Origin of the sequence: Fertoeibacter niger, assembly GCF_009380135.2 — a bacterium.
GTDB classification, from domain to species: Bacteria; Pseudomonadota; Alphaproteobacteria; order Rhodobacterales; family Rhodobacteraceae; genus Fertoeibacter; species Fertoeibacter niger.
In genome coordinates this window covers 52326-69142 of the sequence record NZ_WHUT02000008.1, presented here as the reverse complement: position 1 = coordinate 69142, position 16817 = coordinate 52326, and the positions used below count along the sequence as shown (strand labels likewise).

15 protein-coding genes are annotated in these 16817 nt (G+C 65.1%); 9 read left to right on the top strand and 6 right to left on the bottom strand.

Annotated features, from left to right (window positions below; translation table 11 throughout):
- Positions 1-19: 19 nt before the first annotated feature.
- Both GEU84_RS13890 and GEU84_RS13885 read right to left on the bottom strand, forming a co-directional pair.
- On the bottom strand, positions 20-2338 hold the full coding sequence (locus GEU84_RS13890; RefSeq protein ID WP_152827104.1) for a xanthine dehydrogenase family protein molybdopterin-binding subunit: 2319 nt from the start codon (positions 2336-2338) through the stop codon (positions 20-22).
- Between the two features lie 10 nt (positions 2339-2348).
- Positions 2349-2813 (bottom strand): (2Fe-2S)-binding protein, encoded by a 465-nt coding sequence (locus GEU84_RS13885; RefSeq protein ID WP_152827102.1) that lies wholly within the window; start codon positions 2811-2813, stop codon positions 2349-2351.
- Positions 2814-3069: 256 nt separating this feature from the next.
- Here GEU84_RS13885 and GEU84_RS13880 point away from each other — a divergent pair, with 256 nt between their 5' ends.
- On the top strand, positions 3070-3771 hold the full coding sequence (locus tag GEU84_RS13880) for a TetR/AcrR family transcriptional regulator (protein WP_174539874.1): 702 nt from the start codon (positions 3070-3072) through the stop codon (positions 3769-3771).
- 225 nt (positions 3772-3996) lie between these two features.
- The gene (locus GEU84_RS13875; RefSeq protein WP_152827098.1) at positions 3997-4893 is read left to right on the top strand and encodes an AraC family transcriptional regulator; all 897 of its coding nucleotides are present in this window, start codon (positions 3997-3999) and stop codon (positions 4891-4893) included.
- 33 nt (positions 4894-4926) lie between these two features.
- Here GEU84_RS13875 and GEU84_RS13870 read toward each other — a convergent pair whose 3' ends face one another.
- Entirely contained in the window at positions 4927-5667 is a 741-nt protein-coding gene (locus GEU84_RS13870) for a FadR/GntR family transcriptional regulator (RefSeq protein WP_152827096.1), read from the bottom strand.
- A 372-nt stretch (positions 5668-6039) separates the two neighbouring features.
- On the opposite strand from GEU84_RS13870, the gene kdgD reads away from it, so the two are divergent.
- The 7 genes from kdgD to GEU84_RS13835 all read left to right on the top strand — a co-directional run bounded on the left by kdgD (position 6040) and on the right by GEU84_RS13835 (position 12886).
- Positions 6040-6945, top strand: coding sequence for a 5-dehydro-4-deoxyglucarate dehydratase (kdgD, locus tag GEU84_RS13865; RefSeq protein WP_152827094.1), 906 nt, complete (start codon positions 6040-6042; stop codon positions 6943-6945).
- A gap of 7 nt (positions 6946-6952) precedes the next feature.
- Complete coding sequence (locus GEU84_RS13860; RefSeq protein ID WP_152827091.1) at positions 6953-8095, top strand: glycoside hydrolase family 88/105 protein; 1143 nt, start codon at positions 6953-6955, stop codon at positions 8093-8095.
- Between the two features lie 218 nt (positions 8096-8313).
- Complete coding sequence (locus GEU84_RS13855) at positions 8314-9051, top strand: FadR/GntR family transcriptional regulator (protein WP_152827089.1); 738 nt, start codon at positions 8314-8316, stop codon at positions 9049-9051.
- A 333-nt stretch (positions 9052-9384) separates the two neighbouring features.
- On the top strand, positions 9385-10407 hold the full coding sequence (locus GEU84_RS13850; protein WP_152827087.1) for an ABC transporter permease: 1023 nt from the start codon (positions 9385-9387) through the stop codon (positions 10405-10407).
- Positions 10404-11279, top strand: coding sequence for an ABC transporter permease (locus GEU84_RS13845; RefSeq protein WP_152827085.1), 876 nt, complete (start codon positions 10404-10406; stop codon positions 11277-11279). Before GEU84_RS13850 ends, GEU84_RS13845 begins: the two co-directional genes overlap by 4 nt.
- 3 nt (positions 11280-11282) lie before the next feature.
- Positions 11283-12122: an ABC transporter ATP-binding protein gene (locus GEU84_RS13840; RefSeq protein ID WP_152827082.1), complete on the top strand. Its 840-nt coding sequence runs from the start codon at positions 11283-11285 to the stop codon at positions 12120-12122.
- On the top strand, positions 12119-12886 hold the full coding sequence (locus tag GEU84_RS13835; RefSeq protein WP_152827080.1) for an ABC transporter ATP-binding protein: 768 nt from the start codon (positions 12119-12121) through the stop codon (positions 12884-12886). Before GEU84_RS13840 ends, GEU84_RS13835 begins: the two co-directional genes overlap by 4 nt.
- 306 nt (positions 12887-13192) lie before the next feature.
- Here GEU84_RS13835 and GEU84_RS13830 read toward each other — a convergent pair whose 3' ends face one another.
- The 3 genes from GEU84_RS13830 to GEU84_RS13820 all read right to left on the bottom strand — a co-directional run bounded on the left by GEU84_RS13830 (position 13193) and on the right by GEU84_RS13820 (position 16655).
- Positions 13193-14788: an ABC transporter substrate-binding protein gene (locus GEU84_RS13830; protein ID WP_152827078.1), complete on the bottom strand. Its 1596-nt coding sequence runs from the start codon at positions 14786-14788 to the stop codon at positions 13193-13195.
- 88 nt (positions 14789-14876) lie between these two features.
- On the bottom strand, positions 14877-15491 hold the full coding sequence (locus GEU84_RS13825; protein WP_152827076.1) for an SGNH/GDSL hydrolase family protein: 615 nt from the start codon (positions 15489-15491) through the stop codon (positions 14877-14879).
- Between the two features lie 15 nt (positions 15492-15506).
- On the bottom strand, positions 15507-16655 hold the full coding sequence (locus GEU84_RS13820; protein ID WP_152827441.1) for a mandelate racemase family protein: 1149 nt from the start codon (positions 16653-16655) through the stop codon (positions 15507-15509).
- Positions 16656-16817 lie beyond the last annotated feature (162 nt).

Below are 16817 nucleotides of genomic sequence, written 5' to 3'. Positions count from 1 at the left end.
TTGGGCGCGCGGCGGGCCGTCACGCGGCCGGGTCGCGCAGAACGCTGCGGGTGCGGCGCTCGCCGATGGTTTCGGTGCGCGCCAGCGGCAGCGAGCGCAACCGCCGCCCCGTTGCCGCGTGGATGGCATTGGCCAGTGCCGCGGCCACCGGCACGATGCCCGGCTCGCCCGCCCCGCAGGGTGGCAGCCCGGTATCGACCAGGGCCACCTTCACCGCAGGGGCATTGGCCAGGCGCTGGATCGGGAAGTCGTGAAAATTCGATTCAACCACCGCGCCACGGTCCAGCGTGATCATGCTCATCAGCGCGCTGGTGACACCGAACAGGATACCGCCTTCCATCTGCGCCACCACGGCATCGGGGTTGATCGCCATGCCGACATCGACGGCGCAGAACACCCGGTCCACCGTGATTTCCCCATCGGCGGCCACCGTGACCTCGGCCACCTGCGCAACCACGCTGCGATAGCATTCCTCGATGGCGATGCCGCGCCCGCGCCCCGGGGCCATGGGGCTGCCCCATCCGGCCATGTCGGCCACGCGGTCCAGCACGGCCAGATGACGCGGGGTGTCACGCAGCAGCGCCCGGCGATAGTCCAGCGGATCGGCACCCGCAGCCTGCGCACATTCGTCGATGAAACTTTCGGTGAAGAAGGTGTTGAACGAAAACCCGTTCGATCGCCAGAAGTGGATCGGCATGTGGCTGGGCACATGTATGCTGCGCATGCGCCGGTTGGGGATGGTGTAGTGCAGCTTGTCCAGCCCCTCGACCGACAGGATGTCGCCGTCCGGCCCGGGGGTGAAGGGCAGGTTGCGGCTGCCGATCGACTGGAACGCCGATTGCGCCGCCACCAGCGCATCATAGGCCACCGGCAAGCCATCCGGCCCCAGCGCCGCGCGCAGGCGGCAGGCGGCGTGGCTGCGGTAAAGGCCGCGCGCGATGTCTTCCTCGCGCGACCAGATCAGCTTGACCGGCCGCCCACGGTGCCGCGCGGCCAGAAAAGCAGCCTCGGCCGCCACATCCTGATCGCTGCGCCGGCCAAAGGCCCCGCCATTCATGGTGACGTTGCAGGTGACAGAGCTGGGCTCCACCCCCGCCCATCCGGCCCCGCGCGCCACGCCGCTGCGCACCGCCATGGGCGACTGGGTTGAAATCCACGCCTCGGCCGTGCCGTCATCGCGGATGATCACGGTGGCATTGACCGGCTCCATGCAGGCATGGGTGACAAATGGCACATCATAGCCTGCCTCGACCAGAGTGGCCGCGGCATCGCCAAGCGCTTCCGCGGCATCGCCATCGTCGATATGCGAATGCGGTTCGGAATTGTTCAGGGCCGCCTGCAACCGCGCCGCCATTCCGGCACTGTTCGCAGCCTCGTCTCCGGTTTGCGTCCATGCGATATCCAGCAGCGATGCTGCCTGTTCCGCCTGCCACCAGGAATGGGCCACCACCGCCACCTGACGCCCGTTGATAACCGCCACATCCAGAACGCCGGGTTCGGCACGCACCTGCGCCGTGTTGGCCACAGAGGCGACTTCGGCCCCAAAGACCGGCGCGTGGCGGATGGCGGCATGGATCATGCCGGGCAGCATCACATCCATCCCGAAAACCGGCGCGCCCCGCACCTTGTCGGGCAGATCGACTCGCGGCTGTGACCGGCCGATCAGCCGCCATTCCGCGCGCGGTTTCAGCACCGGATCATCGGGTGGCGGCAACAGGGCCGCCGCACGGGCCAGCTCGCCATAGGACAGGCTTTGGCCCGATCCCGCATGCCGCACGAACCCGTCGCCGGTTGCAAGTTCCGCCACGGGCACGCCCAGCCGCGCCGCCGCTGCCGCCAGCAGCATGTGACGCGCTGATGCCCCTGCCTGCCGCATCGGGTGCCACATGCCCATGGTTGACCCCGACGCCCCCGTGGCGATGAAGCCCATCTGCCCCAGCACCCGGCGCCCCACCCAGACCACCGGCCCTGCCGCCTCTTCGGGGCGGATTTGCAGCGCATTGAACCAGTTTGAATAGGCCGGATGCGGGTCGGTCGGAAACACCACACTGATGCGGTCGTCGAACGGAATGTCCAGCTCTTCGGCCACCACGATCGCAAGGCCGGTGTGGATACCCTGGCCCATTTCGGTTTTCGGCACGTTGACAACCACCCGGCCATCATCATGCAACACGACAAAGGCGTTCAGAACCGCGCGGTCGCCATCAAGGAAACCGTCGCGCCCATCGACATCGACCGTGGCAAGATAACCTGCGCCACCGATGGCCGCGACTAGGGCGGTGCCGCCAAGGGCGGCCCCGGTCAACAGGAATGTGCGTCGTGACAAAAGGCGGGGCATGAAGGTCTCCTCAACCCTGGGCGAGCGTGGCTGCGGCGCGATGGATTGCGCGTCGGATGCGGGGATAGGTGCCGCAGCGGCAGATGTTGGTGACAGCCGCGTCGATCTGCGCATCGGTGGGCCGTGGCACTTCGGCTAGCAGCGCAGTCACCGCGATCAGGAAACCAGGCTGGCAAAAGCCGCATTGCGGCACCTGTTCGTCAATCCAGGCCTGCTGGATGACGGAAAGGCTGCCATCGGGCGCCGCCAACCCTTCGACCGTCACGATGTTCGCCCCGACAACATCGCCGGGATAGGTCACGCAGGATGGCCTGGAGACCCCGTTGACCAACACCCGGCAGGCCCCGCACTGGGCAACACCGCAGCCGTATTTCGGGCCAGACATGCCCAGATCCTCGCGCAAAATCCACAGCAGCGGTTTTGCGGCGTCGGTTTCAACATTGACCGGCCTCCCGTTGACCACAAATTCAACCATGTCGTTTCTCCTCGGTTGTGCGTGGCTTGGCCGGTTGGTTCTGTGCTGGCCCAGGCACCTTGTGACCCATTGTCGCCAAGTGCCGGTCATCGGGGCCAAGGCGGGGCTGGCCGGAATGATGCAGTTCGGCAGGCCGGTCTTGCAGCGGGTTTGCTGTTGTCATTCGCAGTTTCTCCGGGCGACTTTGGCGCTGTCATACAGCATCAAACTGATATACTATACCGTATAGTATACACAACGGGGTGTCAACGGGGCGATGCCTGAGGCATACAAAGACGTGATCGAAGGAAATCCGATGAAGGGCTTTGACAGCTTACCCTTACCCAAGCGCATCCTGCAGGCGGGGTTTGTGACCTTTGTCGAGCGTGGCTATGACAAGGCATCGATGGATGAGGTTGCTGCGGTTGCCGGCACAACGAAACGCACCGTCTATGCCCATTTCGGAAACAAGGAGACCTTGTTTCGCGCCGCACTTGGCAATGCCGTCGAACGCTTTCTTGCCGAGTTGCCCGATCTTGACCACAACGGCGACCCGGAAAGGGAGCTGTTCCGGTTTGCGGCATTGTTCAGCGAATTGTGCACTTGGCGCCGGGCTGTGCTGTTGCAGCGCGTCGTGATCGGCGAGTCGGAACGCTCGCCCGACCTTGGCGAGATGATGCACCGTGACGTGATCCTGCGGGCCGAGGCTCTGGTGGCCGATTTTCTTGTGGCGCAATTCACGCAGCGGGCTCCGCAGGATGACGGCACCGAGGCAGACTGGGCGATTGCCATGGCGCGGCTGTTCCTGAACATGGCCACCGGCCCACAGCGGGTTGCGACACTGATGGAGGCGCGCATTCCTGCGCCCGACCACCCGCTTGTGCGCGTTTCGGGCGCTGATGATGCGTGGGTGCGCCTTGCCGTGCGGTTTTTCCTGGACGGGCTGTCGGTGTCTGCAACGCGCAGGACACCGGTCTAGCGGTTCCGGCCCTGCATGCGCCGCGCCGCATCTGCTGACACTCATTTTGCCGATGTTTGCGCCCTCGTGCAGTGTTGCAGTATCTGCCGGCCCAGTCTGGGCCATTCTGCGGGCATCCGCATGCCGGATACCGGAAAAAACTTGCCTGTTCCTCCGCGGCTCTGGCAGGTCTTGAACACGCACCCTAACTCGCAAGGGGCAGCAGCAGGGTGGAACCAGCCGATGATGGAATCGGGTTTGATTGGCGCGATCGCAGACTACATCACCGCACATGGCGGGCCTGATGCGGTTTCCCCCACCCCGGTTCCGGGCATTGTGTTGATTTGCAGCACCGAAACGCGGATGCCGTTTCGCAAGATCTACAAACCGTCGCTTTGCATTGTGGTGCAGGGGGCAAAGCGGATCGAACTGACCGACCAGATCATCGACTATGCAGCAGGCATGGCATTGGCCGTCAGCATCGAGATGCCGGGCATTGGCAGCATTACCGGGGCCACGCGCGCGGCACCGTTCATGGGCATGGTGATGGAGTTTGACAACGACATCCTGCGCAATGTTCTATCAAGGCTCGAGGAGCCTCCCTGCCCCGCCCATGATGGTCTGGGCGCGTTTGTCGAACATCTGTCGGCGCAGCAGCAGGATTGCCTCATGCGGCTGGTGCGGCTGTTCTCGACACCCGACGCGGTGCCGGTGCTGTATCCGGCCATCTTGCAAGAGTTGTATTTCTGGTTGCTGACCGGCCCGAATGGTGGCGCCATTGCCAGGATCATCCAGCCTGACAGCCACACGCGCCGCATTGCCGATGCCATCTATCTGTTGCGCAAGGAATACCACCGCCCGATCCGGGTGGAGGAAATGGCCGATGCCGCGCGGATGAGCCCGTCGTCCTTTCATCAGCATTTCAAGGCGCTTACCGCGATGACCCCGCTGCAATACCAAAAGCAGTTGCGCCTGATCGAGGCGCGCCGCCTGATGGTCACGCAGGCCAGCACCGTGACCCGGGCGGCGTTCGACGTGGGCTATGAAAGCGCCTCGCAGTTCAGCCGCGATTACACCCGGCTGTTCGGCACCGCCCCCAAGCGTGACGCGATGACGCTGAAATCGCTGGCGATCCCGGTCTGAAAGGGCTGTGGCGACGGTATGGGAGTCAGGTGCCTAACCCCGCACCCCGCGCAGATACTGGCGATAGCGTGTCTGGCTGTTGTGCAGATGGCTGCGCATCGCGGCGCGGGCGGCGGTTTCGTCGCCGTTCTGGATGGCCACAACAATCGCCTCGTGTTCCTCGATCAGGCGGCGGGCGTAATCGGGCGAGATCCTCGCATCCGCCCCCTCAGCCACCGCGCTGCGCGGGATCAGCGCCTTGCCGGTCAGGCGCAGGAATTCCGCAAAGCGCGGGTTGTTGGCCGCCTCGGCGATGACGATGTGAAAGGCGAAATCAGCCTCCGCCGTGGGCAACCCTTCAAGCGCGCGGTGGCGGAATGCCTCGAAAGCCTCGATGATGGTTTCTTCCTGTGCAGGCGAACGGCGCAGGGCGGCAAAGCCTGCCGCATCGCCTTCCACGGCGGTCCGCAGTTCCAGCATCTCGATCAGCGAGGCTACCCGCGCCAGATCGACATTCTGAAAGGCGGGCTCATCCGGCGCGGGCGGGGTCAGCACAAAAACGCCCGCGCCCTGCCGGGGCTCGACAAGCCGGTCGGCTTGCAGGGCGGCAATCGCCTCGCGCACCACGGTGCGGCTGACACCGAAATCCTGGGTCAGCCGGGCCTCTGACGGCAGGCGGTCACCCGGCCTGAACTGCCCGCCGGTGATCTGCGCGCGGATCGCATCGCGCACCTGCACCACCAGCGTCTGTGGTTGCTGCCCTTTCTGCGCGTTGCTGCCCGGTAGTGCCGTCATCTTCCCGTCCTTGTCCGGCGCGGTGTTTCGCCCGCTTATGCCAATGCCCCGCCACGAAAGCGCGGGAGCCTGTCCCATATGATATGGGCACAGATATACTATATCAAGCGCGCTGATAGCCACGCCATTCACCGAACAACCGGCTTCGCCGCCGGCCGAGATCCGAGCAAAGGCCAGCGCGGGTGCCGGCATGCCGGCCGAATTTCATCAGCAATTTCATCCTTCAACTTTCGCGCCCGGCAGACATGCATCGCGTGGCAGCGTGTATATCGCGGGGCCATGACAACATGTAAGACAAGTTATATGATAAGTATTGACGTGATGGGCCACCTGCCATTACATCCATGAAAACCAGCCATCAGAGGATTCCCGATGACCCCCGCAGCACTCAAGGCCGCACTTGGTTCCGGCCTCCTGTCCTTTCCTGTCACGCCTTTTGACGATGACGGCGCTTTCGCGCCCGACAGCTATCGCGCGCATGTGGCCTGGCTGGCAGGCTACAAGGCGCCTGTGCTGTTCGCGGCGGGCGGCACGGGCGAGTTCTTTTCCCTCGCGCCCACCGAAATTCCCGCCATCGTTGCGGCAGCAAAAGAAGTGTCGGGCGATACCGCCATTGTATCAGGCTGCGGCTATGGCACGCAGATGGCAATCGAGATTGCCCGGTCGGTCGAAAAGGTCGGCGCCGACGGCATCCTGCTGCTGCCGCATTACCTGATCGACGCGCCGCAGGACGGGCTCTTCGCGCATGTCAAGGCGGTTTGCCAGTCGGTCGGGTTCGGGGTGATGGTGTATAACCGTGACAATGCGGTGCTTCAGGCTGATACGCTGGCCCGGCTGTGCGATGAATGCCCCAACCTGATCGGCTTCAAGGATGGCACCGGCGACATAGCCCTTGTGCGCCAGATCACCGCCAGGATGGGCGACCGGCTGATCTATCTTGGCGGCATGCCAACGGCCGAGCTTTATGCCGAAGCCTATCTGGGCGCGGGTTTCACCACCTATTCCAGTGCCGTGTTCAATTTCGTGCCCGCATTGGCCAATGCGTTCTACGCCGCCCTGCGCGGCGGCGACCGGGCCACCTGTGAACGCATCCTGAACGAGTTCTTCTATCCGTTCATGGCGATCCGCAACCGGGCCAAGGGTTATGCGGTATCTGCGATAAAGGCCGGGGTGCGCCAGCAGGGCTTTGCCGCAGGCCGGGTGCGTTCGCCGCTGACCGACCTTACGGCCGAGGAGGAAGCCATGCTGGCAGACCTGATCGCGCGGCAAAGCCACTGACCGCATGATGCAAAACCTGCTTCGCCATTTCGACCGCTACTGCGCCAGCTATGCCCCTTACAAGGGCGGCGCCTGGTGCTATGAAGACGGCTGCATCTATCGCGGGCTGGATCTGCTGGCGGCGGCAACCGGCGATGTGCGCTGGCACGCGCATCTGCGCCGGCTGATCGATGCGCAGGTCGCACCGGATGGCGCGCTGGCGGGGTATGACGCTGAGGGCTTCAACATCGACAACATCCTGCCCGGGCGCGTTCTGTTCGGGCTGGCGCGGGATACCGGCGATCCGCGCTACATGGTGGCGGCGGCGCGACTGATCGGGCAACTTGACCGGCATCCGCGCACAGCAACCGGGAACTACTGGCACAAGGCGCGCTATCCGCATCAGCTGTGGCTGGACGGGCTTTACATGGCGCTGCCGTTCCAGATCGAATACGCGCTGGCGACTGGCGAACAGCGCCGCGTGAGCGATGCGCTGCAACAGCTTTCCACCGCGCTGGACCTTACGGCGACGCCCGGCGGCCTGCATGTGCATGGCCATGACGCAAGCCACGCTCAGGCCTGGGCAGACGCTGTGACCGGCCAGTCGCCGGCCGTCTGGGCGCGGGCGATGGGCTGGCTGGCCATGGCGCTGGTGGATGCGCTGGTGATCCTGCCGGATGATGCGGCGACCCATGCCCTGCGCCAGCGCACCGCTGCCATTCTGGTCGCACTGGCGCAGCGTCAGGGCGCATCCGGTCTTTGGCCGCAGGTGCTGGATGCCCCGGAACTTGCCGGGAACTATGACGAAAGCTCGGCCACCGCGATGTTCGCCTATGCATTCTTGCGCGCGGCGCGGCTTGGCCTTGTGACCGGGGCCGAGGCGGCAGGTTTGCGCGGGGCCGGTCTGCGCGCGTTGCGGGTGCTGGAACAGACGCGGATGACCGAGCACGGGCTGGCGGGCATCTGCCGGGTGGCGGGGCTGGGCACGCTGGCCGGGCGCTACCGTGACGGAACGCCCGCCTACTACCTGACCGAAGACGTGGTGGCCGGTGATGCCAAGGGCATGGGGCCGCTGATGATGGCCAGTGCCGAGGCGGCTTTCCCCGGCCAGCCAGATGGCCTGGGAGGACTGCCGCGCCGCCGCCTTTCTGGCCAGCCATCCAGCCAATGATGCGGCCCGCTTCGCCGCCGTCTGGCAGGCACGGGGTGCTGGCGATGGCATTGCGTTGCACCGGCCCCGCGGCGGGCATGCATTTCCCCCCTGACCGACAGGCTGCGGCCTTTGCGTGGCTTGAAACGCTGCTGGCAAAGCCCCTTGCGGCAGGCCGCCACAGGGGCTAGCACTTTGTGACCCGGCAAAGATGTCTGACAACCGGGCGGGAGAGCGGCATGGGCGAGGGTGAAAAGGGCAGCGGCGCAAGTTCGCTGGTGGACCGTATCAGCAGCACCCTGCGCCGCGATCTGGAGGCGGGCACGTTCCGCCCCGGCGACCGGCTGCCCAGCGAGGCGGAATTGACGCGCCTGCATTCGGTCAGCCGCGCCGTGGTGCGCGAGGCGATTGCCGCCCTGCGGTCTGACGGGCTGGTCGAGGCGCGCAAGGGCGCGGGGGTGTTTGCGCTGGATGTGTCGTCGCGGCTGAAGCCCGCGCGGCCGTTCGACGATCTGGCCACCGCGCGGATTTCGCAGGTGATCGAACTTCTGGAGCTGCGCACCGCCTGTGAGATCGAGGCCACCGCTTTGGCCGCTGCCCGCCGCTCGCCCGCGCAACTGGAAACCATCATGGACGCGCATGACCGGGTGGCTGCCTGCCTGCGCGACGGTCAGCCCACGCGCGACGCCGATTTCGATTTTCACATGGCGATTGCCGAGGCGACGCAGAACCGCCGCTTTCCCGAATTTCTGACCCTTATTCGCCAGGGCATCATCCCGCGGGGCGAATTGCAGGGCAGCGAGCCGGGCGCGCGCCCGAAAGATTACAACCTGCACCTGCTGGAAGAACACAGCCAGATCCTGGACGCGATCATCGCAGGTGATGGTGACGCGGGCCGCGAATGCATGCGCGCGCATCTGCGCGGCAGCCTTGAACGCTACAAGATTCTGCTGAGGGCGGGCAGGCCCCCGTCCTGAGGGTCTGCTGTCAGACAGGTGGGTGCGGGTGAAGGGTTTCACGCCTTTTCTGGTGCTGCGCCACATGCACTGGCGGAATATTATGCCGAAACCCGGAAAGTTGCGCATTGTCGCAGGGTTCCATGGCGAAGTTCGGGTTGATTGTGTCCGGGCCGACCGGGCTTCAGGGCGGCTGGCTCAAGTGGCACTCTGCGGGGCCAAGCGCGCCTCAGTCCGTTTTCCGCTTTGCCCGCCACTTGACATATCTGTTTCAACTTGTCAGACAGATTTGGAAAGATGTCAGATGCATGCGCAGATTCGCGGCACCGTGACAAGCCTTTGGGGGGAGGAACCATGCCTGATCGCCGACCGCGTCTGCGCGGCATCCTGGGCCAGATCACCACGATCGCGGTCACGCTGCTGGGGCTGTTGCTTCTGACATTCATCATCGGGCGGATGATGCCCGCCGACCCGGTGCGCGCCATGGTGGGCGAGGATGCCACGCGCGAAACCTATGAACAGGTGTTTCGCCAGCTTGGCCTTGACCGCCCGCTGTGGGAGCAGTTCCTGCGCTATCTGGGTGATGTGCTGTCGGGCGATTTCGGCAATTCCATCCGCACCGGCAAGCCGGTGATCGAGGATATCCTGCATGTCATGCCCGCCACGATGGAGCTTGCCACCTTTGCCATCCTGATCGGCGCGGGGCTGGGCATTCCGCTGGGCGTGACGGCGGCGGTGAACAAGGACCGCTGGCCCGACCATCTGGTGCGCGTGTTCAGCCTGTTCGGCCATTCCATGCCGATCTTCTGGACCGGGATGATCGCGCTGATCGTATTCTATGCAGCCCTTGGCTGGGTGGGCGGTTCGGGGCGGATGAGCCAGTTCTACATCGGCATGGTGCCCGACCGGACGGGATTTCTGCTGATCGACAGCGCCATCGCGGGCCAGTGGGATGTGTTCCGCAGCGCGGTCAACCATCTGATCCTGCCGGCCAGCCTGCTGGGCTATTCGTCATCGGCCTATATCACGCGGATGACCCGCAGCTTCATGCTGGATCAACTGGGCCAGGAATACATGACCACCGCGCGGGTCAAGGGCCTGTCGCGTGGCCAGACCATCTGGCGGCACGCCTTTGGCAACATCCGCGTGCAGCTGGTGACGATCGTGGCGCTGGCCTATGGCAGCCTGCTGGAGGGCGCGGTGCTGATCGAAACCGTGTTCGCCTGGCCCGGCTTTGGCCAGTATCTGACCAACAACCTGATCATCGGCGACATGAACGCGGTGATGACCTGCGTGCTGATCGTGGGCGTGATCTTCATCGGGCTGAACCTGCTGTCCGACATCCTGTATCGTCTCTTTGACCCGAGGACGAAATGACCCAGACGCTTCGCCTGCCTGCGCCGCTGCTGGCCGCACGCAATATCGTGACCTTCCTGCTGCGCCAGCCCACCTCGGCCTTTGGGGTGATCGTGCTGGCCGCGCTGATCCTGACGGCGCTGTTTGCGCCGCTGATCGCGCCGCATGACCCCTATGTGCAAAACTTGAACAACGTGCTTCAGCCGCCCGGCAACGGCCACCCCTTCGGCACGGACGAACTGGGGCGCGACATCTTTTCCCGGCTGGTCTGGGGTGCGCGCATCACGCTGACGATCATTTTCCTTGTGACCATCGTGGTGGGCCCCATCGGCATGATCGTGGGCACGGTGTCGGGCTATTTCGGCGGCAAGGTGGATATGGTGATGATGCGGGTGACTGATATCTTTCTGTCCTTCCCCTCGCTGATCCTGTCGTTGGCCTTTGTGGCGGCGCTGGGGCCAAGCCTGAACAACGCCATCATCGCCATCGGGCTGACGGCCTGGCCGCCCATCGCGCGGCTGGCCCGGGCTGAAACGATGACCTTCCGCAACGCCGATTACATTGCCGCCGCCCGGCTGCAAGGGACCTCGCCGCTGCGGATCATCGTGAAATCCATCATGCCGATGTGCCTGCCCTCGGTCGTCATCCGGCTGACGCTGAACATGGCGACGGTCATACTCACGGCGGCAGGGCTGGGCTTTCTGGGCCTTGGTGCGCAGCCGCCGCTGCCCGAATGGGGCGCCATGATCGCCACCGGGCGGCGCTACATGATCGACAGCTGGTGGCTGGTCACGTTTCCCGGCCTGTCGATCCTGTGTGTCAGCCTGGCGTTCAACCTGCTGGGCGACGGGCTGCGCGACGCGCTGGACCCCAAACAGATGAACCGGAGGTAGACCATGCAAGGCCCGATCCTTGATGTGAAGAACCTGTCGATCCGCTATCACGGGGCAAGTGCCGATGCCGTGCGCAAGGTCAGCTTCACGCTGGGGCGCGAGCGGCTGGGGATTGTGGGCGAAAGCGGTTCCGGCAAATCCACCGTGGGCCGGGCGCTGCTGCGGCTGCTGCCGGGTGCCACGATCACCGCCGATACCCTGCGGTTCGAGGATGCCGATCTGCTGGCCCTGTCGGAGCGCGAGATGCTGAAGGTGCGGGGGCGGCGGATGTCGATGATCCTGCAAGACCCCAAATTCTCGCTGAACCCGATCCGGCGGGTGGGGCAACAGGTGGCCGAAACCTGTCTGCGGCATTTCCCGGTGTCGAGGGCCGAGGCAAGGGTCAAGACGCTGGAGATGCTGGCGGCGGTGAAAATCCGCGACCCGGAACGGGTGCACGACCTTTACCCGCACGAGATTTCGGGCGGCATGGGCCAGCGCGTGATGATCGCCATGATGCTGCTGGCCGACCCCGATCTGGTGATCGCCGATGAGCCCACATCGGCGCTGGATGTGACGGTGCGCTTGCAGGTGTTGAACATCCTTGACGCACTGGTGCGCGACCGGGGCATCGGGCTGATCATGATCAGCCATGACCTGAACCTTGTGCGCAATTTCTGCGACCGGGTGCTGATCATGTATGCGGGCCGCGTGGTGGAAACGCTGGATGCGCGGGACATGGACGCGGCACGGCACCCCTACACCCGTGGCCTGCTGGCCGCGCAGCCGCGCATCGGCGGCAGCCGCGCGCCTTTGGCCGTGCTGGACCGCCGCCCCGAATGGCAAGAGGAGATGGCCCCATGACCGCCCCGGTTGACATCCAGAACCTGTCGATCACCTTTGGCACCGGGCCGGGCGCGGTAAAGGTGCTGCCCTCGGTCAGCTTTGCCGTGGCGGCGGGCGAATGTTTCGGCCTTGTCGGTGAAAGCGGGTCGGGCAAATCGACCGTGCTGCGCTGCGTGTCGCTGCTGACCGATATCTGGACCGGCACGGTGAAGATCGCGGGCAAGGACGTGCGCAGCCTGCCGCTGAGGGAACGCTGCCGGCTGGTGCAGATGGTGTTCCAGGATCCCTATGGCAGCCTGCATCCACGCCAGTCGGTGCGCACCGTGCTGTCGGAACCCCTGCGCATCCATGGCATCGGCGACCGTGACGCGCGGATGCGGCAGGCGCTGGTCGATGTGGGCCTGCCGGTTGATTTTCTTGACCGTTTTCCGCATCAGCTGTCGGGCGGGCAGCGGCAGCGGGTGGCCATCGCGCGCGCGCTGATACTGGAGCCCTCGGTGCTGCTGCTGGACGAGCCGACCTCTGCGCTGGATGTGTCGGTGCAGGCCGAGATCCTGAACCTGCTGGCCCGGCTGCGCGAATTGCGCGGATTTACCTATATCATGGTGACGCATGACCTCGCGGTGGTCGATCACATGTGCGATCGTTTCGCCGTGATGCAGCACGGCACCATCACCGAAACCCTGCCGCGTGCGGCCATCGCGGGCAATCTGGCCACGCATCCCTATGCGCGCGAGCTGATCGGCGCCTCGCTGGAATATGAGGGCCACGGCAGGGGGTAAGGCCGACCCGCCCCGAACCGGCAACCCGCCGCAAGACGCCCGGCCCGGGCCGCATGCGGCAGGTGTCTGGTCGGGCATGTGGCGCGCGCAGGTGCAGACGGGCCAAGCGTGCCTCTGGCCCAGCGGGCCAGCCATCGCGTGAAGCCGGGCCATGCGCACCCAACGCACCCTTCCGCACCGCCGCACGAAAAGGCCGCGCCGGGCCCGCCGGGGTGCCCCGGGTCTGCCGCGGGGCCGCGCGCGCAAGGCAAGACGGGCGCACCCCGGGATGCGCCCGCTGCAAGGGGCAAGGCCGCGCGGGGAGGATCAGCGCGACTTTGTGACCCCCTCGAACCGCGACAGCCAGGGGCTGACGATCATGCCATCCACATCGGCCAGATAGGCCGCCGTATCGACCACCTCGGAAAACGGCAGGATCGGCGGCACCGTCTGGTCGATGTAAACCTGAATCTCCTCATACAGTTTGGCCTGTGCCGCCGGATCACGCTCCAAAAGCGCGGCTTCGATATTTTCATTCAGCGCGGCATCGAAATAGCTGGTGCGCCAGCCCTGATAATTGGTCAGCTTGGCCTCATCACTGTTGTCGGGGTTGTAGGCCAGCGCGCGCAGGTTGCTGTCAGGGTGGGGTTGTTGACCGCCGCCGCCACGGCCCACCAGCAGCTCGAAATTCCGCTCGCGCATCGCGCCATAGATCTGGTCGCCCGACCCGGTGATCAGTTCGGCCTGGATGCCCGCCTGCGCCAGCGTGTTCTGGATCGCGGTGGCCGCTTTCAGGAACGGGTCTTCGGACAGCACGCGCAGCGTGGTCGAGAACCCGTCGGGATAGCCCGCTTCGGCCAGCAGCGCCTTCGCCCCTTCCACATCCAGCACATAGCCCTGATCCGGCAGCAAGCCCAGCACACCGGATGACAGCGGGCGTTGGTGCAGTTCGCCGTAATAGGGCATGACCGCCTTGTTCAGCCCCTCATAGTCGATCAGCAGGCGCAGCGCCTCGCGCACCTTGGGGTTGGCGAAACGTTCGTCCTTCATCGACACGGCCAGATAGTAGAAACCCGAACCGGGCGTCGATGCGACCTCGATCGCGTCGCTGGCGTCAAGCGCGGCCAGATCGGGGGCCTGCAACGAATAGGCCACGTCGATGTCACCCTGTTCCAGCATCAGCCGCTGTGACTGCGATTCCGGCAGGTGGCGGATCAGCACGCGCGCCATCGCCGGGGCGGCCCCCCAGTAGGCGTCGTTGCGGGTCAGGATGATGTATTCGTTCGACGCCCATTGCGTCAGCACATAGGGCCCCGATCCGGCTGAATTCAGCGTCAGCCAGGCCGCGCCCAGATCGCCATCCACCTCATTGGCCAGCGCGGTCTGGCTGTCGATGATCGACCCCGGCCCGTTTTGCGCCAGCACCATCAGGATCATGTTCGGGTCATCCGGCTGCGGCAGGTTCATGACAAAGGTCTGGTCATCCTCGGCCACGAAATGCGCATCGGCGGTTTCGGCGCTGAACCCGCGTGATTTCAGAAAGGAGGATTGCGCAAGGTTCAGCGTCATCAGCCGCTTCAGGCTCCAGACCACATCCTGCGCGGTCAGCGGTTTGCCCGAGGCAAAGGTCACGTCATCGCGCAGCTTGAAACGGATCGACATTCGATCCTCCGACACTTCATAGCTTTCGGCAAGCCGCGGCTGGATGGAACGGTCGTCGGGCGACAGGATTACCAGCGTGTCATAGATGTTGTTCAGAACCTGCACGGTTTCGCGCCCGGTGATCGTGGCCGGGTCAAGCGTCAGGATGTTGTTCATGGTTGTCGCCACGATCAGCTGATCGGCGGGCGTTTCGGCCCAGGATGCCGGGGCCGCGCCGATCAGCAGCGCGCCAAGCGCCACGGATGCCAGAAAATGTTTCATTGGTCCTCCCATTCCCCGCCGCGTCAGGGGCGCGCGGCTCGCCTTGTTCACTGGCATGTCAGACATGCCGCCATTCCACGCCCGCCTGTCAGGCAAGCAACGCTGTGACAGGTGCAACCAGCGCGCGCCCAAGGGCCACGGTGTCTGCCGCCTCCAGATGCACGCCGTCTGTGGCACTGGGGCGGGCCACCGTGCCCGCATCAAGGAACCCCGCGCCAATCTCGGCCGCCAGCGCGCGGTAAAGCGGTGCCAGCCGCAGCGATTCCTGCACCCGCCGCCCGCCTGTCGCACCCGCCGCACAGGGCGGTGGTGCCACAATCAGCAGTTTCGGCACGGCCCTGCGCGGCTTGTAGGGAAAGGTGGCCACGATCTCGGCCAGCCGCCGCATCCCGGCCTGCGCCGACACCGCCAGACCGCCATGCACCGCCTTCAGGTCATTGGTGCCCAGCATGATGATCACCAGATCCAGCGGCATATGCGCCGACAGTGCCAGCGGCAGCGCCTTTGCCCCGTTGCGCGGCGCGGCCCCGGCATCGTCATCGCGGCAGGTGGTGCGCCCGCCCACGCCATCGGCATGCACCCGCGCGCCGGTCAACCCGCCCTCCAGCACGCGCGGCCATTGCGCCGCTGCCGGGTGGCGCAGGCCGGTCGCCGGATCGGCCCCCCAGGTCAGGCTGTCGCCAAAGGCCAGAATCGCGTGCATCATCAACCCCTTGCCTCAGGCGACCCGGTTGTTCTCGATGAAGGCAAAGTCGATGTCCTCGCCCAGCCCGGGCCGGTCGGGCACATGCACAAAACCATCGGCATCCATCGGATCGGACAGCGATTTCAGGTAATCGAACCCATCGTCATATTCGAGGAACGGGTGCAGAAGCCCCCGCTCATACCAGCGGCAGTTCTTGGACACCGCCACCACATGCAGGTTCATCGCGGTGTTGCCATGCACCTCGCAATCCATGCCAAAGGCCTCGGCCATCCGCATCGTCTTGATCGCCGGGGTGATGCCGCCCACGTCATTGACGCCGGTGCGCAGGATGTCACAGGCCCCGTGGCGCACCCATTCGGCGCGGTGCCAGTGCTTGCCCGCGGCGCTTTCGGGGCCGACCACCGGAATATCCAGATTGTCGGCCAGCCATTTGTAGGATGACATGGATTGTTCATCCATCGGCTCTTCGATCCAGTCAAAGGCCAGTTTTTCCAACCCGCGCCCCAGTTCCAGCGCATCGCTGCGCGAATACCAGTGAAAGGCGTCGATCATCAGGCGGATGCCCGGCCCCACAGCCTCGCGCACGGCGGCGCAGGCCCTCAGATCCATCTTCACATCGGGGGCCCAGCTGACAGGTGGCATCCAGGTGTGCAGCTTTATGCCCTTGTAGCCACGTTTCACCAGCGTTTCGGCAAAGCGTGCATAATCCTCGGGCGTGGCAAGGCCACCCTCCAGCTCATCGCCGCACATGATGCTGCCATAGGCCAGCACCTTGTCGCGGTAGGCCCCGATCAGCTTGTGCACCGGCTGGTTCAGGCTGCGGCCCGCCAGATCCCACAACGCGCAATCCACCACAGCCAGCGTGCGGTCGGTCAGTTGCGCGGCCGACCCGCGCTGCCAGTGCGCCAGATCCTGCCACAGCCGTTCACGGTCCCTGTGATCCTGCCCCACAAGCACCTTGCGCAGGAATTTATCAAGCAGATGCGGGCGGATGATTTCGGGCGTGGTGAAGGAATGGCCCTCGTGCCCGTCTTCGGTGCGGATGGTCAGCATGGCCTGCGGCACCTGATGCGCGGGGCCGGGGTGGGCGTGGCCCGCGCTGTCGGAATGGCGGTGCGTCGTGGTCAGGAAAACCCGCGCTTCCACCTCGGTGATGATCATGCTTTCCCCCGCCGTCGCGCCGCCGCCCCCATCGGAGCCGTGGCATGTTGCAAGTGGCATAGCATCCTGTCAGCTAGATAGTCAATATATGCCTGACAAGTTGTATGACAGAAACGCGGGTTTCCGAATGACAGGAAGCCGACGCATCGCACGGGGCAGAGG